Source organism: Candidatus Rokuibacteriota bacterium (genome assembly GCA_030647435.1).
GTDB lineage: Bacteria > Methylomirabilota > Methylomirabilia > Rokubacteriales > CSP1-6 > AR37.
On sequence record JAUSJX010000048.1, the window covers coordinates 1 to 20915 of the forward strand.

Annotated in this window: 20 protein-coding genes and 1 pseudogene; 13 read left to right on the top strand and 8 right to left on the bottom strand. The window is 68.2% G+C overall.

The features are described 5' to 3' along the window. From glgX to Q7W02_08655, 10 genes and pseudogenes are all read left to right on the top strand, one after another. The coding region (glgX, locus tag Q7W02_08610) for a glycogen debranching protein GlgX (protein ID MDO8476241.1) at positions 1-1424 on the top strand (1424 nt) is incomplete at its 5' end. After that, positions 1424-2686: a Glu/Leu/Phe/Val dehydrogenase gene (locus tag Q7W02_08615; GenBank protein ID MDO8476242.1), complete on the top strand. Its 1263-nt coding sequence runs from the start codon at positions 1424-1426 to the stop codon at positions 2684-2686. The genes glgX and Q7W02_08615, both read left to right, overlap by 1 nt. A 64-nt stretch (positions 2687-2750) precedes the next feature. Beyond that, positions 2751-3155, top strand: coding sequence for a heme-binding protein (locus tag Q7W02_08620; protein MDO8476243.1), 405 nt, complete (start codon positions 2751-2753; stop codon positions 3153-3155). 21 nt (positions 3156-3176) lie between these two features. Beyond that, positions 3177-4325: an FAD-dependent oxidoreductase gene (locus Q7W02_08625; GenBank protein ID MDO8476244.1), complete on the top strand. Its 1149-nt coding sequence runs from the start codon at positions 3177-3179 to the stop codon at positions 4323-4325. Between the two features lie 95 nt (positions 4326-4420). Next, positions 4421-4531: pseudogene (locus tag Q7W02_08630) on the top strand (integrase). A gap of 279 nt (positions 4532-4810) precedes the next feature. Next, the gene (locus Q7W02_08635) at positions 4811-5590 is read left to right on the top strand and encodes an alpha/beta fold hydrolase (GenBank protein MDO8476245.1); all 780 of its coding nucleotides are present in this window, start codon (positions 4811-4813) and stop codon (positions 5588-5590) included. Positions 5591-5620: 30 nt separating this feature from the next. Then, complete coding sequence (locus Q7W02_08640; GenBank protein ID MDO8476246.1) at positions 5621-5920, top strand: type II toxin-antitoxin system RelE/ParE family toxin; 300 nt, start codon at positions 5621-5623, stop codon at positions 5918-5920. Then, positions 5917-6225 (top strand): hypothetical protein, encoded by a 309-nt coding sequence (locus Q7W02_08645; protein MDO8476247.1) that lies wholly within the window; start codon positions 5917-5919, stop codon positions 6223-6225. Before Q7W02_08640 ends, Q7W02_08645 begins: the two co-directional genes overlap by 4 nt. 129 nt (positions 6226-6354) lie before the next feature. Continuing rightward, entirely contained in the window at positions 6355-6918 is a 564-nt protein-coding gene (locus Q7W02_08650) for an ABC transporter substrate-binding protein (protein MDO8476248.1), read from the top strand. Further along, complete coding sequence (locus Q7W02_08655; GenBank protein ID MDO8476249.1) at positions 6873-7262, top strand: ABC transporter substrate binding protein; 390 nt, start codon at positions 6873-6875, stop codon at positions 7260-7262. Before Q7W02_08650 ends, Q7W02_08655 begins: the two co-directional genes overlap by 46 nt. Positions 7263-7415: 153 nt before the next feature. On the opposite strand, the gene Q7W02_08660 is transcribed toward Q7W02_08655, so the two are convergent. Then, positions 7416-7805, bottom strand: a complete 390-nt coding sequence (locus Q7W02_08660; protein ID MDO8476250.1) for a DUF2784 domain-containing protein — start codon at positions 7803-7805, stop codon at positions 7416-7418. Positions 7806-7929: 124 nt separating this feature from the next. Between Q7W02_08660 and Q7W02_08665 the strand changes: the two genes are divergently transcribed. From Q7W02_08665 to Q7W02_08675, 3 genes are read left to right on the top strand one after another with little or no spacing between them, the layout of a single operon-like run. Continuing rightward, positions 7930-8823 carry an ABC transporter ATP-binding protein gene (locus Q7W02_08665; GenBank protein MDO8476251.1) on the top strand — a complete coding sequence of 298 codons (894 nt, stop codon included), beginning with the start codon at positions 7930-7932 and terminating at the stop codon, positions 8821-8823. Then, complete coding sequence (locus Q7W02_08670) at positions 8823-9587, top strand: ABC transporter permease (protein ID MDO8476252.1); 765 nt, start codon at positions 8823-8825, stop codon at positions 9585-9587. Before Q7W02_08665 ends, Q7W02_08670 begins: the two co-directional genes overlap by 1 nt. Before the next feature lie 9 nt (positions 9588-9596). After that, a complete protein-coding gene (locus Q7W02_08675; protein ID MDO8476253.1) occupies positions 9597-10367 on the top strand; it encodes an aldolase/citrate lyase family protein in 771 nt (256 codons plus the stop codon). 1 nt (position 10368) lies between these two features. Here the strand turns inward: Q7W02_08675 and Q7W02_08680 are convergent, their stop codons facing one another. The 7 genes from Q7W02_08680 to Q7W02_08710 all read right to left on the bottom strand — a co-directional run bounded on the left by Q7W02_08680 (position 10369) and on the right by Q7W02_08710 (position 20913). Beyond that, positions 10369-11607: a hypothetical protein gene (locus tag Q7W02_08680; GenBank protein ID MDO8476254.1), complete on the bottom strand. Its 1239-nt coding sequence runs from the start codon at positions 11605-11607 to the stop codon at positions 10369-10371. A 2-nt stretch (positions 11608-11609) separates the two neighbouring features. Next, complete coding sequence (locus Q7W02_08685) at positions 11610-13280, bottom strand: hypothetical protein (protein MDO8476255.1); 1671 nt, start codon at positions 13278-13280, stop codon at positions 11610-11612. A 12-nt stretch (positions 13281-13292) separates the two neighbouring features. Next, complete coding sequence (gene tauD, locus Q7W02_08690; protein ID MDO8476256.1) at positions 13293-14114, bottom strand: taurine dioxygenase; 822 nt, start codon at positions 14112-14114, stop codon at positions 13293-13295. A 73-nt stretch (positions 14115-14187) separates the two neighbouring features. Then, complete coding sequence (locus Q7W02_08695; protein ID MDO8476257.1) at positions 14188-16416, bottom strand: tetratricopeptide repeat protein; 2229 nt, start codon at positions 16414-16416, stop codon at positions 14188-14190. A 3-nt stretch (positions 16417-16419) separates the two neighbouring features. Then, on the bottom strand, positions 16420-17550 hold the full coding sequence (locus Q7W02_08700) for an adenylate/guanylate cyclase domain-containing protein (protein ID MDO8476258.1): 1131 nt from the start codon (positions 17548-17550) through the stop codon (positions 16420-16422). Between the two features lie 38 nt (positions 17551-17588). Continuing rightward, positions 17589-19847, bottom strand: a complete 2259-nt coding sequence (locus tag Q7W02_08705) for a xanthine dehydrogenase family protein molybdopterin-binding subunit (GenBank protein MDO8476259.1) — start codon at positions 19845-19847, stop codon at positions 17589-17591. A 79-nt stretch (positions 19848-19926) separates the two neighbouring features. Further along, on the bottom strand, positions 19927-20913 hold the full coding sequence (locus tag Q7W02_08710; GenBank protein ID MDO8476260.1) for a TIGR03619 family F420-dependent LLM class oxidoreductase: 987 nt from the start codon (positions 20911-20913) through the stop codon (positions 19927-19929). Between the last annotated feature and the right edge of the window lie 2 nt (positions 20914-20915).

A 20915-nucleotide genomic window follows, 5' to 3' on the forward strand; every position in this document is an offset into this window, starting at 1 on the left:
ACTCCGAGTACGCGGCGACCGGCGCAGCCGGCGCCCAGGTGAAGGAGTTCAAGGGGCTCGTAAAGGCGCTCCACCGCGCCGGGATCGAGGTGATCCTCGACGTCGTCTACAACCACACCGCGGAGGGGAACCACCTCGGGCCGCTGCTCGCCTTCAAGGGGATCGACAACCTCTCCTACTACCGCACGCTCCCCGACGACCCCCGCCACTACATGGACTACACGGGGACGGGCAACTCGCTCAACCCCGTGCACCCTTCGGTGCTGCGGCTGATCATGGACTCGCTGCGCTACTTCGTGCTCGAGTGCCACGTCGACGGCTTTCGCTTCGATCTCGCATCGGCGCTCGCGCGCGAGTTCCACGAGGTCGACCGGCTCTCGGCCTTCTTCGACATCATCCACCAGGACCCGGTCCTGTCCCAGGTGAAGCTGATCGCGGAGCCGTGGGACGTCGGCGAGGGCGGCTACCAGGTCGGCAACTTCCCGCCGGGCTGGGCCGAGTGGAACGGGAAGTACCGTGACACCATCCGCCGCTACTGGAAGGGCGACTGGGGCCAGGTCGGCGAGCTCGCCTATCGCCTGACCGGCTCGAGCGACCTTTACGAGCAAGGCGGCCGGCGCCCCTCGGCCAGCATCAACTTCGTCACGGCGCACGACGGCTTCACCCTGGCCGACCTGGTCGCCTACACGACGAAGCGGAACGACGCCAACGGGGAAGAAAACCGCGATGGCAGCGACGAGAACTTCTCCTGGAACTGCGGTGTCGAGGGGCCGACCGACGACGCGGACGTGCGGGCGCTCCGCGAGCGTCACCAGCGCAACATCCTCGCCACGCTCCTCCTCTCGCAAGGAGTCCCGATGCTGTCGGGCGGCGACGAGATCGCCCGCACCCAGCGCGGCAACAACAACGCCTACTGCCAGGACAACGACACGTCCTGGTTCGCGTGGCCGCCGATGGGCTCGGCCGCCCGCCTGCTCGACTTCACGCGGCGGCTGATTCGTCTCCGGCTCGACCACCCCGTGTTCCAGCGCCGCCGCTTCTTCCAGGGGCGGCGTATCCACGGCTCGGCCGTCAAGGACCTCTCTTGGTTGAGACCCGACGGCACCGAGATGACCGACGAGGAGTGGAGCAACGGGCACAGCCGCTGCCTCGGCCTCCACCTGGCCGGCGACGCCATCGAGGAGGTCGACGACGACGGGCTGCCGGTGCGGGACGACACCTTCCTCATCCTGCTGAACGCCCACGACGCGGCCGTGCCCTTCGTCCTGCCGAACCACCAGCCGCGCATCGAGTGGGAGCCCTGCCTCGACACGCGCGACTGGGAGCCCGTCCTCGAAGGGCGGCTCTTCAAAGGCGGCGAGCCCTACCCGCTCGAAGGCCGCACGCTGGCCGTGCTCCGGCAGCGCGCGAAGGAGTCCGCCTGATGGCCGACATGCCCGAGTTCGAATCCGAGATGCACCGCACCGCTGTCGCCCAGCTCGATCAGGTCGCGGAGCGTCTCCATCTCGACCACGACATCCATATCCGGCTTCGCTACCCGCGGCGCGCGCTCGTGGTGTCGATCCCGGTGCGGATGGACGACGGGCGCACGGAAGTCTTCATGGGCTACCGGGTCCATCACGACACGGCCCTCGGCCCGACCAAGGGCGGCCTGCGCTACGACGCCGACGTCAACATGGGCGAGGTGACGGCGCTCGCCATGCTGATGACCTGGAAGTGCTCGCTCATGGGCCTTCCGTACGGTGGCGCGAAAGGTGGAGTCCGGTGCACCCCGCGCGGCATGTCCAAGCGGGAGCTCGAATCGCTCACGCGCCGGTACACGGCCGAGATCATGCTGTTCATCGGTCCCGACCTCGACATCCCGGCGCCCGACCTCGGCACCGACGAGCAGACCATGGCCTGGATGATGGACACCTACTCCATGACCCAGGGCAGGAGCGTGCCGGGCGTGGTCACGGGCAAGCCGATCCTGGTCGGCGGCTCGGCCGGCCGGCGCGAGGCCACGGGGCGCGGCATCGTCTACGTGCTCTACCAGGCGACCCACAGCCTGGGCGAGGAGCTCAAGGGCAAGAAGGTCGTCATCCAGGGCTTCGGCAACGTCGGCGGCGTCGCGGCGCGCATGCTCTGGCGCGACGGCGCCGTGATCCAGGGCATCAGCGACTTCAAAGGCGGCGTCTGGAACAGCCAGGGCCTCGACATCCGCGCGCTGGACGAGCACGTCAAGGAAGGGGGCAGCGTGGTGGGCTTCCGGGGCGCCGACGCGATCTCAAACCACGATCTCCTCGAGCAGCCCTGCGACATCCTGGTGCCCGCGGCCATCGGCTCCCAGATCCGCGAGGACAACGCCGACAAGATCCGCGCGAAGATCATCGTCGAGGGCGCCAACGGCCCGACCACCCCTGAAGCCGACGCGATCCTCCGCAGCCGCGGCGTCCTCGTCATCCCCGACATCCTCGCCAACGCGGGCGGCGTCGTGGTCTCCTACTTCGAGTGGGTCCAGGGCCTCCAGTTCTTCTTCTGGAAGGAGAGCGAGATCATCGCCCGTCTGCAGGAGATCATGACGCGCGCCTTCACGCGAGTCTGGAACGTCTCGAAGAAAGATAACGTGGACCTGCGCACCGCTGCGCTCATGGAAGGCGTCCGCCGCGTCGCCGACGCCCACCAGATCCGCGGGCTGTACCCGTAGCCGGCCGACCACACGAAAGCGGCGCAGAAGAGCACCAATTCGACTCTGAGAGGAGACATTCGCGATGATCCAGATGACTCTCCAGGTGGCGGAGACGACGGTCCGTGCGGCGCAGGACAAGGCCAAGGCGCTGGGGACCCCGATGACCGTGACGGTTGTCGACGAGGCGGGGCGCCTTGTGCTCAGCGCCCGGGGCGACGGCACAGGATTCTTCTCGCCCGAGACGTCGCGCGCCAAGGCGGTGGCCGCGGCCGCGTTCAAGCGCCCGACGAAGGAGCTGGCCGAGCTGGCGGCGCAGGGAGGGTTCTGGTCCCTGGTGCCGACCGTGCTGCAGGGCCAGGCGCTGCCGACGCCCGGCGGGACGCCCATCGTACGCGGCGGTCAAGTAATCGGAGGGATCGGTTGCGGCGGCGGAACGGGGCAGCAGGACCAGGAAAGCTCCGACGCGGGCGCGGCTGCAGTGAAGTAGTCGGCGGCCCGGGACGCCCCGATGGCAGGAGGGAGCTTCGATCTCATCGTCGTCGGCGGGGGCGTCTTCGGCCTCAGCACGGCGCTCGAGGCCGCGCGCCGCAGGCGACAGACGCTGGTCGTGGATCGCCGCGTCGTGCCGAATCCCATCTCGGCCTCCTACGGCCCGTCGCGGAAGATCCGGTCCACGTACCTGGACCCGCACTACACCCGCCTCGCCCTCGAGGCCATGGCGGGGTGGCGGCGGATCGAGGCCGAGACGGGCAAGGAGCTCTACGTCGCCGCCGGAAACCTGAACGTGAGCGACGGCCCAGCCGACGCGCATCTCGAGACGCTCGAAGCCAACGCCCGCCGGGGCGGCGCGAAAGTCCGCTGGCTCGACGCGGACGGCCTGCGCCGGGAGTTTCCGCAGTTTCGCCGCGGTCACCGCGCCCTCCTGGAAGAGGATGCCGGTTTTCTCCGCGCCACGGACTGCGTCACCGCGCTCAGGGAGCTGGCCGAGAAGCACGGTGTCCAGTTCGCCACCGGGCACGACGCCGCTGTTGCGCGCAGCGGCGGCTGCGTCGAAGTCCGGACGGACACGGCGACGTATCGCGCTCCCCAGGTTGTCGTGGCGGTCGGCGGCTGGTCGAAGCGCCTCTTTCCCGAGCTGGGGCGGGCCCTCTGGCAGTGCCAGCAGGGCATCATGTACCTCGAAGGCGTCCCGGCGGCGTTCTGCCGCCCTGCGTTCGTCCCGTACTCGGGAGCCGACACGGGCTTCTACGGCTTCCCCGCCGAGCCCGGCCGCGTGGGCCTCAAGCTGGCGCGGCATCTCGTCACCGATCCCATCGACGATCCCGACTTCGACCGGCGAACGACACCAGCCGGATTCGTCGAGGCGGCCGGAGAGTTCCTGCGCAACTGGTTCGGTCTCGACCCCGGCGACTACCGCGTCACGTACGAGAGCTGCATGTACAATCTCTCCACGAGCAACGACTTCCTGCTCGACTTCCACCCCGGGATGCCCGGCGTCTTTCTCGCGACCGCCGGATCAGGCCACGGGTTCAAGTTCGGCTCCCTGCTCGGCCGGATCATCCTGGACCGGCTTGACGGAATCGAGAGCGACCGGTGGACGCCGCAGTTTTCCTACGAAGTGTTTCTGACCGCCGCCTCGCGCCCCCGGCTTCTCTGATCGTCGATGCCTCAAGCACATCCAGCCGGCGCCTTGCGGAACGTGCGGCGGGTCCCTATACTCCCCGGCCACAGGGAGCAGAATGCCGGTGATGGCGGGAGTTGCTTGGGCACCAGGACGTGAACACCATGATGATCTACACCCACGTCCTGAATCGCGGGCCGGCCGCGGTGAGAAGCCCAGCGGATCGGATGTTCGGTCCATGATTCCACTCGCGGCCTTGGGAGCTATCCGCATCGGGATACACTGCGTCCCGTCGCCGTCTATCTCGACTCGGGCAGGTCGGTCCCTACGACCACAAACGGCGGGTTCGAAACGTCGATGTGCCCCATCGTCGGGTCGGCTCCAAGTCGCGATACGCTGCAGGAGGTCACAGGGGTCGCCGTATGACGCAGATCGGTCCATCCAGTGGTCGAATTCTAGTTAGGCTTCGTCCTCATTTAGAGCAGGTATCGTTGGTAAGCTGATGCGAGGGAGGAAGAGATATGCCATACGCTAACCATCAGGGCACTCGCATTCATTACCAAGTCGAAGGGGAAGGACCGCCGCTCGTGCTACAGCATGGGTTCACCGGAAATCTGAAGCGGTGGTATTTGCTTGGCTACGTCGATGCGCTAAAACCAAACTATCAAGTCATCCTCGTGGATGCGCGTGGACATGGGGCGAGCGACAAACCACATGATCCGGCTGCGTACGCCTTGCCTTTGCGTGTGGGGGACGTGCTTGCCGTCCTGGATACCCTCAACCTCGACAAGGTGCACTATTGGGGCTATTCCATGGGTGGGTGGATCGGATTTGGTATGGCGAAGTATGCGGCGCGACGCGTCCACGCGCTCGTTATCGGCGGTGCCCATCCGTATGAACAGCGGTTGCCGGCCTCTAGTCGGCTCGATGGCTCCGACCCGGAGGCGTTTCTGGCCGCACTCTTCGGGCGACTGCAGATCAATGCAGCGACAATTCCCCTCGCGGTACGAGAGGAATTGCTCGCCAATGACTTTCGAGCGTTGGCCGCAGCGCAACAGGATCGGCCGTCGCTGGAAGACATGCTACCGACGATGACCATGCCGTGCTGTCTCTACGCCGGCGATGCTGATCCGCTCTACCCGAAGGTCCGGGAGTGCGCGCAGCGCATCCCTCAGGCGACCTCTTTCGCCATGCCGAACCTCGACCACATGGCCGCGTTTCGGGAAGCCGGGCTCGCATTGCCGCACGTCACCAGGTTTCTGCACGCCACCACCGAAGGGACAAAGGCTTCTGGGTCATAATGCAGAGAGTGAAGGCAGGTCGGGAGGCGCGTGCCCTACGCCGTCGAGTTCGCCCAGTCAGTTGAGCGCCGCCTTCGGGTGTTGACGGCCCGGGAGCGGACGACGGTCCTCGATGCGATCGGCCGTCAACTGCTTCACGAGCCGCTCAAGGAGACTCGACACCGGAAACCGTTACGCCCCAACCCGATCGCCCCGTGGGAGCTACGCGTGGGCCAGCTTCGAGTCTTCTCCGAGATGGCCGGGGCGGAGAGCGGAGTGGTTCGGATCCTTGCGGTAGGGCGGGAGCGTCGCAACGTACTAGTGATCGGTGACAAGGAGATGCGATTGTGAAGAGGCTCAAGCTGTCATCGGCTGTTCGACCACTCGCGGACTACGTCGCCGAATTCGGCGACGAAACCGTCGTCTTGACCGAGGGCAATCGTGCGGTCGCGGCAATCGTTCCGTTGAAGAACGTTGATCGCGAATCACTAGCGCTGAGCCAGCATCCCGAGTTTCTCGAGCTCATCGCCCGCTCACAGGCGGAGTTCGCTCTTGGCCGGACCATCTCACTGGACGAGATGAAGCGTCGCGTGCTGGCCAGGCGGTCGCCGAACAAACGCATGCAGCCGACGGCGCGTAAGGCGCGCCGCAGCTAATACCGGCGTTCGACGCACAAGAGGAAGGAGCGGGGCGGGGCGGCGTATCAGGGCTGGTTAATGTACTTCAGGTTACTCGCCGTTGTGCTGGCTCTCGTGAGCGCACCGCTTACCGCAGGCGCGCAGCCCGTGACGGGAAAGGTCCCGCGCGTCGGGCTCCTCGGAGTCACCTCCGCTGCCGGCTACGCGCTTCAAGTCGAGGCCATGCGGCAAGGATTCCGCGACCTGGGTTACGTTGAGGGCCAGAATATTGTCATCGAATACCGGTGGGCGGAGGGCCGATATGATCGGCTTCCCGCCCTCGCCGCTGAACTGATCCGCCTCCAGCCGGACGTCATTGTCACGAGCGGAGCGGGGACCCGCGTCCTCAAGGAGGCGACAACGACAATCCCCATCGTCATGGCGGCCGGCGGCGATGCTGTGGCGGGCGGACTCATCGCAAGCCTTGCGCAGCCCGGTGGAAACATCACGGGATCGACCTTTTTTGATCCGGAGATCTCGGCCAAGCGCCTGGAGATGCTCAAGGGCTCTGTGCCTCGTCTAGCCAGAGTCGCGGTCCTGCTAAATCGGGACAGCCGTGCTAATCACGTGGCCCTCGAGGCAATGAAGAAGACGGCCACGGCCTTGAATGTGGAGCTCTTTGAGAGGTGCCGGCGCGGTCCCCCCATGAGTTCGATGACGCCTTTGCACTGATTCTCCGTCGGCGGGCGGATGGCCTGGTCGTAATCGATGACTCGATGTTCGTCGCCAACATGCGACGTCTCGGGGAACTCTCTGCTGCGAAACATCTGCCTGGCGCCGGGTCCGCCGAATACGCGGAGGGCGGCGGCCTGCTGGTCTACGGCGCGAACTTTCCTGAGCTCTGGCGGCGAGCGCCATTCTTCGTGGACAAGATCCTCAAGGGCGGCAAGCCGGCCACGATCCCGGTCGAGCGGGCCTCGAAATTCGCATTGACCATCAACCTGAAGACGGCCAAGGCCCTTGGGCTCACGATCCCGCGAGCGCTGCTGCTGCGGGTGGATCAGGTCATCGATTGACAACGTCGGGACGTGGTCTCAAGGGGAAAGTGGCCGTCGCGCCGGGGTCAGGTCTTGCAATCCAACATCTGGGCTCGGCAGATCGTCGCCCGCCGCGGTTGGGTCTGGCGGGCAATGTATGAATGCAAGACCTGACCCCAATTCGACCCCGATTCATGAGCCGCGCGCGGCGCGCCCTCGCTCGCGGCGGGACACCGCAAGGACGCGCCAGTACACGACGAGGTTCAACGCCAGCACCGCCGTGCCGAGCACAAGCTGCGCCTCGCGGGTGAGCCCTGCCGGATAGAGCAGGGCGGTAACGTAGTGCTCGATGAATCCGCCTTGATAGCCCGCCCGTCCGCCGAGCTTCCGAAGCCAGTTCTCGAGCGGCGTGAGCGGGCACGTGAAGCCGACGTACGAGATGGCCGCTCCCCACAGCGCTACCGGAATGTGGATCCAGGCCAGCCGGGGCCACCGCCACGCCAAGAGCCCGCCGAGCGCCACGAAGGCCACGAACGCCAGGTGCGCGACGAGCACGAGGTCCGCCATCAAGCCGTAGAGCATGTCAGGGCACAGGGGACATGGGTGTTGCGCCTCGTAACTCCATCGGGCACGATGGTGGACCGGGCGCCAAGCCCCGTCAACCGCTGGCCAACGAGACACGGCCTCTTTCGTAAGGAATCCGCCCATGAGCCCTGTAGTCGAGCTGATCGCGGCGAGCAAGCGCTATGGGCAGGTCGAGGCCCTGCGGGGCGTCAGCCTGGCCATAGAGCCCGGCGAGATCATGGCCATGCTCGGTCCGAACGGCGCGGGTAAGACCACCTCCATCAGCCTGATGCTGGGGCTGCGCCAGCCGACGGGAGGCCAGGTCCGGCTCTTCGGCCTGCCGCCGACGGATCGTCGCGCCCGGAGCCGCGCGGGCGTCATGCTGCAGGAGTCGGGCACCACCGGCGTGCTCACGGTTCGCGAGCTGGTCGCGCTCTTCGGCACCTATTACCCCTCTCCCCTGCCCGCCGACCAGGCCGTCGCCATGGCCGGCCTGACGGACAAGGCGGACGCGCGCGTCGCCACGCTCTCGGGGGGCCAGCGTCAGCGCCTCTACTTCGCCCTGGCCATCTGCGGCAACCCCGACATCCTCTTCCTCGACGAGCCCACCGTCGGGATGGACATCGAGGCCCGGCGCGCCTTCGTCGCGAGCATCCAGGCCCTCGCGGCCGCCGGCAAGACGGTCGTGTTCACGACCCACTATCTCCGGGAAGCCGAGGAGCTCGCCCGCCGCATCGTCGTCGTCGACCACGGCCGGGTCATCGCCGACGCCACCCCGCGGGAGCTGATGTCCAAGGTCGCCGGGAAGCGCGTGAGCTTCGCGGTGGCGCGCCCGCTGCCCGCCGACACCTTCGGCGGCCTCGCGCTCACGGCGCTCGACCTTTCTGACCGCCGCGTGCGCTTCCTGACCAACGAGCCCGAGACGGTCTTGCGCGCGCTGTTCGAGCGCGGCGTCGAGATCCAGGATCTCGAAGTCGCCGGCGCCGACCTCGAGGAGGCCTTCCTGAGCCTTACCCGCCGGCCGGCGCGCGCCTGATGGCCCCGCTCCTCCGGATGCTCCTCGCCCAGACGCTCGGCGAGCTGCGCATCCGCTGGCGCACCCCGGCCTTCAGCCTGACGAACCTCGCGCTCCCCGTGCTCTTCTTCACCTTCTTCGGGCTGCCCTTCGCGAGCGACACCTTTCCGAACGGAGTGAGCGTGGGGGCCTACCTCCTCGCCTCGTTCGCCGCCTACGCGGTCGGCAGCGTGATGGTCTACGGCTTCGGGATCGGCGTGGCGACCGAGCGGGGCATGAAGGTCGACCTGCTGATGCGCGCGACGCCGCTGCCGCCGGCGATCGCCATCCTGGCAAAGGTGCTGAACGCGCTCGCGTTCTCCCTGCTGTCGGTCGTGGTCCTGATCATCTACGGCATCATCGTCGGTGGTGTCCGGCAGGACCTCACGGTCTGGATCAACGTCACCGTACGGCTCCTCGCGGGGTCGCTGCCCTTCGTCGCGCTGGGCTTCGCGATCGGCTACAGCTCCAGTCCCCACGTGGCGCCCGCGCTGGCGAACCTGATCTTCCTCCCGCTGGCGTTCGCCTCGGGCCTGTTCATGCCGCTCGACCGGCTCCCCGGGTTCGTCCAGCGGATCGCCCCGTACCTGCCGACCTACCACTACGGTCAGCTCGCGTGGAGCGCCGTCGGCGTCCCGTCCGAACCCCTCCTCACGAGCCTCGCCTGGCTTGCCGGCTACACCGCGCTGTTCATGGCGGTGACGATCCGGGCCTACCGGCGCGAGCAATCCCTCAAGTTCGCCTAGGGAGACCAAATGCTGACGAATGACGTGAAGCGGAAGCTCAAGGCGGGTAAGCCGGTGGTGGGCGTGTGGCTGGCGCTCGGAGACGCGATCGTCGCCGAATCGCTGGCGGCGCAGGGCTGGGACTGGCTGACCGTGGACACGGAGCACAACCCGATCGATCTCTTGACCATGACCGGCATGTTCCAGGCCATCGGCCGCTACCCGGTGGCCCCGCTCGCGCGCATCCCCGAGGTGAGCGAGCTCGGCATCAAGCGCATCCTGGACGCGGGCGCCTGGGGCTTCGTCGCGCCCAACGTCAAGACTCGCGAGGAGGCGCAGATCGTCGCGGATTACGGCCAGTATCCGCCCAAGGGCAAGCGGAGCCTCGGCTCGGGCCGCTTCGCCCTATCCTTTAACACGGACCCCAAGACCTACTTCGAGCGGGCCAACGAGGAGATCCTCCGCGTGGTCCAGATCGAGGACATCGCCGCCGTCAAGCGCATCGACGAGATCCTCTCGGTGCCCGGCATCGACGCCTGCTTCATCGGCCCCAACGACCTCTGCAACTCCATGGGGCTCGCGCCCTCGCTCGACCCGCCGCACAAGGAGTACGAGGAGGCGATCCAGGCCATCCTGCGATCAGCCAAGGAGCACGGCGTGGCCCCGGGCGTCCACACGCCGACTCCCGAGGCGGTCAACCGCAGGCTCGCGGAAGGATGGCTGATGGTCGGCTGCACGAGTGACCTCTATCACCTGACGGCGGGCGCCAAGGCCGCCCTCGCGGCAATCAAGAAGCCGTAGATTACAAAAACTTCGCGACCACGAACGGTTTGTCTCGCTGGGCCAGCGTGCTCAGGAAGGTTTTGCAGCGGGACTTGATCAGGTCGTCGGTGGGCGCGTGCGGGATGCCGCCGTACGTGTGATCCCAGGTGCTCACGATGGCCGTGCGCTTCTTCCTGTCGGGGCGGACGGGGGGCAGCACGAGGTCGAGGATCTCGGGGTCGGGCGTGCCGTTGACGCTTCCGTGGTGCGAGACCTTCAGGAAGTGGACGGGCTTCAAGACGCCCTTGGCCTTCATCATCTGCCAGCTCTTCTGCTCGGCGTCGCCGGCGAAGAGAAGGCGCCAGCCGCGCCACACGAGGCAGAAGACCAGGCTCGAGTTGTTGGCGGCCTTGTCGATCGTGAGGAGGTTCTCCTGGATCCCCCTCCGGCGCAGGTCCACGAGCCGTAAGAATGCCTCGGTGTCGACTCCCGGAGGCGGCACGACGCGGGGACCCGGCGCCCCGGCGGGCTGCGCGGCCGAGGCGCCGTCGCCGAGCGCCATCGGCGTCAGCCTCCCGTAGTAGGCGCTCGTGTCTTCCTCGGGCGCCCAGATCTCGAACGTCGCCTCCTCGAACGGGTGCAGCTTCGCCAGGTCCGTCTTGGACACCTCGCGATGCAGGTAGGCGGGCGTCGCGCCGTCGGGCGCCAGGGCCTTCAGCCACTCGACGCACGAGCTGGTGGACGCCGGATTGTTGTTGGCGAGGATCGGGCCGAGTCCCGCCCTCTCCTCGGCGGCCGCGCTGGCGAGGTGATCGGCAATGGCCGCGTACGCCGCGCGCGCCCGGTCGAACTCCATCTTGGCCTGCAGGTGCCTCGCGTAGTAGGCCGTGCCCTCCGCGGAGGCCGTCATCCACACGTGCTTCGGCTTCAAGATCGCGCGGAGGCTGCGGCCCGCGGGACCGTTTTTCTCCGCGGACGGCAGGCCCTGCGCGTGATCCATGTGCTCGTGGGTCATCACGTAGAGGTCGAGGGGCGCGCCGCTCAGGACCTTCAGAATTGCGTCCACGGCGGGCGTCAGGACCGTGTCGTCGCCGCCGGCCTGCCCCGGCTGCGGAGGCGAATTCGGGTCCCGGGCGCCGGACGGGGCGTTGCCGACGTCGATCAAGATGTGGCGGAGCGTGGTCTTGGTGCCGTGGCGGTCCTTGTCGGGCACGCGCACGAGGATCGCGTCGCCGAAGCGGACGTTGAACGCGTAGACCTCGAGGGCTTTCCTGGGCACGGTCACACCTCTCCAACCACGTGGAGCATATGGGCGGTGTTCCGAAGCCGAAGCGTCCCCTCGACCACCTCCGCCCGAATCACGTCGCGCCGGGCCAGCCCGCGGGCGTCAAACGCGTCCGCGCCGAGCGCAAGGGCCCGCTGCCGGGCGAGCTTACGCAGGTAGGCCTCGCGACGCTCGCGGCGCGCGCCGTCGCGCCCGGTGGTCAAGCAGAAGCGCACCCGCTTGGTGTCGCGATCTATGGAGAGCGTCGTCCCGACGACGACCTGGCGCACGGACGGGAGACCCCGGACGTCCTGCCGTTCCTCCTCGGTCCACGAGACCTTGAAGAGCGTCTCGCGGACTGGAGCCTTCGGCTTCGCGAGGTGGTAGTAGAGCTTCTCCGTCTGGAGGCGGGGCATGACCTTGAACGGGATGTCCTTCGGGATCCCGAGCAGGCGACGATTCTTGTTCGCGAAGGCGTACGCCGCGTAGTCGCTCGTCGCGAGGGCTTCGACATCGGTCCGGCGCACAGCGGGCACGTCGAGGTCGGTCTCCACGCGCAAGGCCGCTTCCGAGGCTGCGATTCCCCGCCGGACGAATTCCTTGCGGAGGAAGGCCCGGGGGCCGTCGACCTCCGGCACGCCGGACTGGTCCGCCGCGAGAATGGCGCGGGCGTAGTCCGCGAAGGTCGACTCGCCGGGCGGGAGGCAGTCGAGGGCGCGAAACGCCATTCGCTCGTAGATCTCGCGGGCCAGCCAGACGACCCTGCCCGCGGCGGAGCGCTCGTCCAACGCGGGCTCCTTCCGCCGGAGGCGCTGCTTCAACCCGCGGAAGAGCTCTCGCCACAGAGCGTGGAGGGCGCCCGAGAGGACCTGGCTCAGCTCGTGGGGCTCGGTCGCGTCGACGTCCGACATCTTCAGGTCGTTCGAGAGATTCCGCAGGAACTTCGTGGTCCTGCCGGTGCCTTCAGCGAACTGCGCCGCGAGCCCCGCGAACGCGACCCACTTCGAGGGGTCGCCGCCTGTCGTGTCGAGAAAGCGGCGCTGGAGGGCGCGCGAGCGCAGCGAGACGGCGAGCGCGCCGAGGTCGGCGACCGCTTCGTGAATCGCGAGCGACTCCGCGGACAGCGCGTTGTAGAGGTCGGGGTCGATGCCGTCGAGGATCGCGTGGGTCGTTTCGTGCGCGACGATGTCCTGCGAGAGCGCCGTGTAGACGCGCTGGCCGGTGACGCGGTGCGGGAAGTAGAAGAACTGGAGGCTGCGCGAGTCGCGCTCGTAGAACGCGTTCTCCCATTCGCCGGCGCGGGGGACCACGAGCAGCTGGGGCCCCGGGAACGCCCACGCGACGCGCCGGCCGAGGATGTCCGGCTCCTCGAACATGCGGATCGTCTCGTGGACCGTGCCGAACACGCTCTCGCAGATGAACGCCGGAGCCTGGAGGGCGTCGAGCGAAGGAGCCGTGGTCGCCGAGTACCGGAAGAACTGCGGCTCCTTCGCCGGCGGGATGCTGGCCACACCGGGGCCGAGGGCGCCGCTCTCCGGACTGAAGTCCAGGACCGCAACCCGGGCCCCGACGGGGCCGTCGAAGAACCCAGGTTCGTCGCGGATCGTCACCCTCTCCGTCGGCGGGAGATCCTTGAAGTCCGTGGTCGCCAAGTCCTTGAGCAGCGTCCACACGCGGGCGGTCGCCATGGATCGATCTCCTCAGACCGGCTTGTCGCCCCGGACCGTCACGCGATGTCCGTGCCGCCGCTGCGGGTAGTAGTCCCACATGGCGTGGTGCTGGACGCAGCGGTTGTCCCAGAACGCGATGGAGCGCTCCTGCCAGCGGAACCGGCACTGGAACTCCGGCGTCTCGATGTGGCGGAAGAGAAACTGCAAGAGGGCGTCGCTCTCGGCCCGCTTGAGCTGGACGATGCGCGTCGTGAAGCCGCTGTTCACGAAGAGCGCCTTCCGCCCGGACACGGGGTGCGTACGGATGACCGGGTGCTCCGCCTTCGGAAAAGTTTTGCCCTCGTCCTTCACTCCATAACGGCCGCGGTAGACGTGCTCGCCGTCGTGGATGGCGGTGAAGTCCTCGAGGAGCCGCTTCATCGGCTCCGACAGCGCGTCGTACGCCGCGTACATGCTCGCGAACAGGGTGTCGCCGCCGACCGGCGGGAGCTCGTGCATGTACAGGATGCTCCCCATCGGAGGCTCGGGATCGCAGGAGACGTCGGAGTGCCAGACCTCTCCGGCCACGTGCTTCGAGTTCTCATCGGCGTGGATGACCAGGATCTCCGGATGCCCCTCGACGAGGCCAGGGGCGGCCGGATGGACATGCAGCTCACCGAATCGCCGGCCGAAGTCCTTCTGCTGGTCCGGCGTCAGGTGCTGGTCGCGGAAGAAGATCACGCAGTTCTCGATGAGGCAGTCGTGGATCTCCTTGAACGTGCCCTCGTCGAGCGGCTTCGAGAGATCGACGCCATGGACGACGGCGCCGATATGAGGCGTGAGCTTCTCCGCGCGGATCCCCTGCTGTGCCATGTGTATCCTCCCTGTGTTGGCCGGGATTCTATGCTTCTCGCGCGGGCTCTTCAACAGATGACCGCAACGGCTCTCATGCCAACTCTCTCAGCTCGGCCTCCGCATGCTCCAGCAAGAACAGCATGTCCATCTCGCGGTACATCGTCGTCGCGGTGGTCAGGTGCTCTTGCGCCTGCTCGCGCTCGCCCGTTCGCCGGTAGAGTTTGCCGAGGCCGAGGTGGCAGTGCGCGACGAGCGGGCGCATGCCGCGCGGTTCGGCGAGCGCCAGGGCCTGGCGGTAGTGGGCCTCGCCGGTCTCGGCGTCGAACCGGTCGGGATGGGTCGCGATGTCGCCAAGCAAGTGCAGCGCATGGGCCGCGAACCCGGGGAGACGCGGAGAGGATTCGACCGCGCGGTCGCTCAGGCGCCGCGCTTCGTCGAGCCGGCCGAGCAGCAGACCGGCGCGACCCAGCGAGTGGTAGGCCCAGCCGCTCAGGCCGACGATTCCCATTGCCGCGAGGCGCTCGAGGAGCTGCTCGGCTTCCCGGAGCCGGCTCAGCGCCTCACTCGCCTCGCCGAGCTGCGCCAGTGCCCAGGCGGAGGAGGCGACCGCACTAGGAAGCAGGATGACGACGTTCCCGGTCCGGAGCACCGCGATCCAGCGCTCGAGCAGTGAGCGCGCCTTCCCCCAGTCGCCCTTGAGGAGTTGGAGCGTACCCGCGGCGCGGTGGGCCAGACCGACGGTGAACGCATGCTGCGTCGGCTCGGCGAGCCGGATCGCCTCGGTTTCGTGCTCGGCCGCCTCGGCGAATCGGCCGAGCTGGGCGAGGCTCATGACCAGCCAGCAGCGATCGTAGACCGATATCGGTGCGGCAAGTCCGAAATACTCGTAGACCCAGTCGGCAGGCAACGCCGCGAGGTTGTCGGTGGCCAGCTCGACCACCCGCTCGTACTCGCTCCGGAAGTAATGCGCCTGCTCGAGAAAGCTCGTGGCGAGGATGCGGAGTCTCAAGTCCCCGAGTCGCCCGGCGATCTCCAGTGCGCGGGTGCCGGTCACAAGCGCCTCGTCCAGCTCGCCGAGCTGCAAGTGGACGTTCGTCACGAACGCGCAGACCCGGCTTCGCCGGCGGTCGTCGTTCAACCGCTCGGCGAGAGTCTCCGCCTCGCGCAGGCGCTCCAGTGCCTGCCGGATTTCAGCGAGCAGGTTCAGCACCGGCCGCAGCTCGAGGCGGATCTCGAAGGCCTGCTCGAGCGTGGACTGGCTCTCGGGCAGGGCCTCGAGGGCTCCGAGCGCCTGCTCGAACCAGGCCCGGGCGTCCGGGAGCGCCGACCGCGCGGCCGCCTTCACTCCGGCCTGCCGGAGATAGCCCACCGCCTTCTCGCGCAACTCACCCCGGAGGGTGTGATGGGCGAGCCGCTCGATCTGCTCTCCGAGGCGATCCCGGTAGAGCGTCTCGATCGCCTCCACGATCCGCGCGTGAAGCTCCCGGCGGCGATCGTGCAACAGGCCGCTGTACGTGACCTCGTGCGTGAGCGCGTGGTTGAAGGAATACTCAAGATCCGGAAACAGCCCGGTCTCGTAGAGGAACTCGGCGGCCTGCAGGTGGTCGAGTCCGCGACGGAGCGCCTCGTCCGGAAGGTCGGCGATCGCCTGGAGCAGCCCAAACGGCACGTCCTTGCCGACGACGGAGGCGACCTGCAGGAGGCGTTTGTCCTCCGGGAGAAGACGGTCGATACGCGCGGCCAGCATCACCTGGACCGTGGCCGGCACCTGGATCGCCTGGAGCGGTTGTGCCAACCGATACCGTCCGCGCTCCCCCGCCAGCGCCTTCGTCTCCACCAGCGTCCGGACCGTCTCCTCCAGGAAGAAGGGGTTCCCGCGCCTGACGAGGAGCTGCTTGAGCGGCGCCAGCCCGGGATCCTCGCCGAGGAGCGCATCCAGCAGTTCCCCGGCGCTCTCGGCCGGGAGCGCGTCCAGCCGCATCTGACTGTAGGAGGTCTTGCTGCCCCAGGCGTGCTGGTACTCGGGCCGGTAGTTCACGAGCAGCAGCAGGCGCGCCGAGCCCAGGCTGTCGACCAGGCCGTCGAGCAGCGCCTGCGTCTCACCGTCGATCCAGTGAAGATCCTCGAAGATCACGAGGAGGGGCTGCTCCCGAGCTTCCCGCAGCAGCAACCGCTTCACGGCGTCGAGCGTGAGCTGGCGGCGCTGCCCTGGGTCGAGCGTCTGCCATGAGGCGTCGTCCCCGGGGACGTCGAGCAGGGCCAGCAATGCCGGCAGCGTCGGCTCCAGCGCGCGGTCGAGCGTGAGCAGCTTGCCGGTCACCTTCTAGCGCATCTCGCGGAGGTCGTCCCGGTCCTGGATCTTGAAGTAGCCCTTGAGGAGGTCGATCACCGGCAAGTAGCTCGTCGCCTTGCCGTACGAAACGGAGGCGCTCTCGAGGACGAGCCAGCCGTGCAAGCGAAGCGAATGGGTGAACTCGTAGACGAGGCGCGACTTGCCCACCCCCGCCTCGCCGACGAGCGCCGCCACCTGCCCGTGCCCCTCGCCGGCGAGCTGCTGGGCGCGGCGGAGCTGCTCCAGCTCGGCGTCACGCCCCACGAACCGCGTCAGCCCACGCCCGGCGGCCGCCTGCAGGCGGGTCCGCGCCGGGCCCGCCCCCGTCACCTCGTAGACCTCCACCGCGTCGGCGAGCCCCTTCACCGGCACAGGGCCGAGCGGCTTCACGGCGACGAAGCCTTCCACGAGCGCGAGGGTTGCTGGCGTCAGGAGAATGCTCCCCGGGTTAGCAAGCTGTTCCATCCTCGCCGCGAGATGCGTCGTCTGGCCCACGGCCGTGTAGTCCATGTGGAGATCGCTGCCGATGGCGCGCACCACGACCTCGCCCGAGTTGAGCCCCACCCGGATCTGCACGTTCGCGCCGTACGCGCGGCGCGCCTCCTCCGCGTAGCGCGTCACCGCCTCTTGCATCAGCAGCGCGGCATAGCAGGCCCGCACGGCGTGATCCTCGTGGGCGAGCGGCGCCCCGAAGAGCGCCATGATCCCGTCGCCCATGACCTGGTTCACGGTGCCCTCGTAGCGGTGGACCGCCTCCATCATCCGCTCGAGCACGGGATCCAGGAGCTTTCGCGCTTCCTCGGGATCACGGTCGGCGAGCAGTTCCATCGAGCCCTTCAGATCGGCGAAGAGGACAGTGACCTGCTTGCGCTCCCCTTCGAGCGCGCTCTTCGAGGTGAGGATCTTCTCCGCGAGATGCTTGGGAGTGTAGGACTTGGGCGCGGCGAAGCGCGACTGGCCGGCGGTAGCCCCGCTGACGGGATGCGAGCACTCAGGGCAGAACTTCGCGGACGCGGGCAGTTGGGTGTCGCAGTTCGCGCAACGGGCTGGCAGCGGAGCCGCGCATTCCACGCAGAACTTCGCCTGTGGAGGGTTCTCGGTCTGGCATCGAGGGCAGGTCATTACGGTTGGGGCGAGGCTACCCTTGGGACGAGGCTCCGTCAAGAAGCCGGCGTAGGCTTTCGCGAGACCAGCGCCTCCGGCAAGATCGGCAGCGACGTCACCCGTACGCCGAGCGGCCTGACAGCGTCGGCGACGGCGTTGGCGATGGCGGCGGGAGCGCCGATGGTCCCGCCTTCGCCCATGCCCTTGTGGCCGCCGGGCGTGAGAGGCGACGGTGTTTCCAAATGGCCGAGAGTGAAGGACGGCAGGTCGGCCGCCGCCGGCAGCGCGTAGTCCATGAGGCTGCCCGTCAGGAGCTGGCCTGATTCGTCGTAGACGAGACGCTCGCCGAGCGCCTCCCCGATGCCCTGGGCCACCGCGCCGTGGATCTGGCCCTCCACGATCATGGGATTGATGACCGGGCCGCAGTCCTCCACGACGACGTAGCCACGCACCGTCACGCGACCCGTCCCGGCGTCCACCTCGACCGAGGCGATGTGGACAGCGCCCGAAAACGTGGGCCCCGGTGGGTCGAAGCGCTCGGTCACTTCGAGGCTCGCAGTCCCTGCCGCGCGCGCCACTTCCGCGAGCGTGACGCCGCGGTCGGGCATCCCGCGCACGGAGACGCGATCTCCGTTCAGCACGAGGTCGGCGGGGCTCGCCTCGAGGAGCCCGCCGGCCGCGTCGAGGATCTTTGCCTTCAGCGTCACCGCCGCCACGCCCGCCGCGCCCTGCTGGGCGATGGCGCCACGGCTCGCGAAGGTCCCGCTGCCCTCAGGAGTCTCGTCAGTGTCGGGCTGTGAGACGACGACCTGCGTGAGCGATACACCAAGCTCGTCGGCGACGATCTGGGACGCCGTCGTCGCGTGCCCCTGCCCCTGCGAGGAAAAGGACAGGCGGCAGCGCACGGTGCCGTCGGCCTCGACCGACACGCGCGCGGCTTCAGGCCCCGGCACCTCGACCATGCCGCGCTGCCGGTAGGTCGCCGAGCCCATACCGGTGTACTCCGTATAGCAGGAGATGCCGACGCCGAAAAGCCGGCCGCGCGCCCGCGCCTCGTCACGCTCGCGCTTGAGCGCGTCATAGCCGGCGAGCTCGAGCGCCATCTCGAGCGCCTTGGGATAGTCGCCGCTGTCGTAGACGAAGCCCGCGGCGGAGGTGAACGGATAGGCGTCGCGTGCGATCAGGTTGCGGCGACGGATCTCCGCGGGGTCAAGGCCGAGGCGCTCGGCGAGGAGATCGAGCGTGCGCTCCATGACGAAGGCGCCCATGGTCATGCCGACACCGCGATAGGCGCCGAGCGGCGGCTTGTTGGTGGCGACGGCGAGCGCCTCCCAGGCATAGGCCGGCGTGCGGTAGGGGCCTGGGAGAATGGAGGCTGTCCCGGGCGGCTCGAGGGCAGCCGTCAATGGATAGATGTGATACGCGCCGTTGTCGGAGACGACGCGCGCGCGAAGGGCGAGCAGGACGCCGTCACGAGCCGCGGCCGCCTCGATGTCCACGCTCCCCTCGCGCGCCTGTGAGGCGGCGGCCAGGTTCTCGCGCCGCGTCTCGATCCACTTGACCGGGCGCCCGGCGACCCACGCCAGCGCGGCCACGGCCAGGTCCTCCGGCAGGACGTGCATTTTCTGGCCGAAGCCGCCGCCCGTATCCGGCACGATCACCCGCACGTGCCCCTCGGGAAGATGGAAGGCGCGGGCGATCGCTGCCCCGAAGATGTGCGGCGCCTGCGTCCCGGTCCATACCGTAAGCCGCTCCCCTTCCCACGAGGCGATGAGGCCTCGCGCCTCGAGCGGTGACGCCGAGCAGCGCCCGTGGCGGAAGGTTTCGCGCAGGACCACGGCCGCGCGAGCGAATGCCGCGTCCACGTCACCGTGGGAGTAGCTGCGGCGGAAGAGCACGTTGCCGAGAACGCCGTCGTGGAGGAGCGGAGCGCCCGGCGCTAGAGCCGCATCTGGGTCGACGACGGCGGGCAGCGGTTCGCAGTCGACCTCGACCAGATCGCAGGCGTCGGCGGCCTGGGCCGGGCTCTCGGCGCAGAGCCCAGCCAAGGGCTCGCCGACGAAGCGCACTCGCTCGGGAGCGAGCGCCGGCCACTCAGTGGGCCAGAAGCCCGAACCTTCCAGTTGCGGTGCCAGCGGCCTGACCCACTCCGTCAGGTCCTGTCCCGCCAGCGCGGCGGCGACCCCGGGCGCCTGCCGCGCGCGCTCCGTGACCACGCGGCGCACCTGCGCGTGCGCGTGCACGCTCCGCACGAAGGCCGCGTGGAGCAGTCCCGGCATCCGGAGATCGTCGAGGTAGGCGCCGCGCCCAGTCAGCAGGCGCGGGTCCTCGACGCGCTTGACGCTCCTGCCCGTCAGCCGCGGGGCGACGCTCAGACGGGGGCTCCGGGAGGCCTCAGGGCTTGGCGACGCGCGGCAGGACCTCGCCGGCCAGAAGCTCGAGCTGGTCCGTGCTCCAGTTGAGCGGGTTCAGCACGATCTGCTCGCAGCCGCCGAGGGCGGCGACCTTCGCGCGAATCTTCTCCGCCAATTCCTCGGCCTCGCCTAGGAGGTAGAACTCCTTCCAGTACGGCAGGTCCATGCCCGAGTAGACCTTGAAGTGCGGCGCCGCGACCTCGGGCTTCTCGCCCTTCTTCAGCACGTAGACGAAGTTGGAGTAGACCTTGGTCATGTCGCCGGGCTTCCTGCCGAGATCATCCATGAAGCGCTGGATCTTGTTCCAGTCGCCCGTGACCATCTCGGCCGTGGCGGAGGAGTGCGGCACCCAGGTCTTGGCGTACTTCGCGATCCGCTTGAGCACCGGATCGATATTGGTCACGGTCTGGCCGTAGACTTTCTCGAAGGGCTGGCTGCCGCCGCCGACCCAGATCGGCGGATGCGGCTTCTGAACGGGCTTGGGGTCGATGCTGAGATTCTTCACTTGATAGTACTTGCCCGTGTACGTGACGTTGTCGCCGGCCCAGAGCGCCGTCACCAGCTCCAGCATCTCGTCCATGCGGCGCCCGCGCTCCTTGTGCGGGATGCCCATGAGCGCGAACTCTTCCTCGTGCCAGCCGACGCCGACGCCGAGGATGCTGCGGCCGCCGGAGAGGAGATCGAGCGTCGCCCACTCCTTGGCGAAGTAGGCGGGGTTTCGGAGCGGCAGCACCAGCACCATGGTGCCCAATTTGATCGTCCGCGTGACCCCGGCCAGCGCCGACAGCAGCGCCACGGGCTCGAGCCAGGTGCAGGCATAGGCGGGCGGCGTCATCAGGAGGTGGTCGATGCTGACCGCCGAGTCAAAGCCCAGGTCCTCGGCGCGGCGGAGATAGGCGCCCATCTCGGCAAGCGTGGCGGTCTTGGGGCCGAGGGCGAAGCTTGGGATGCGGAGTCCGAATTTCATCC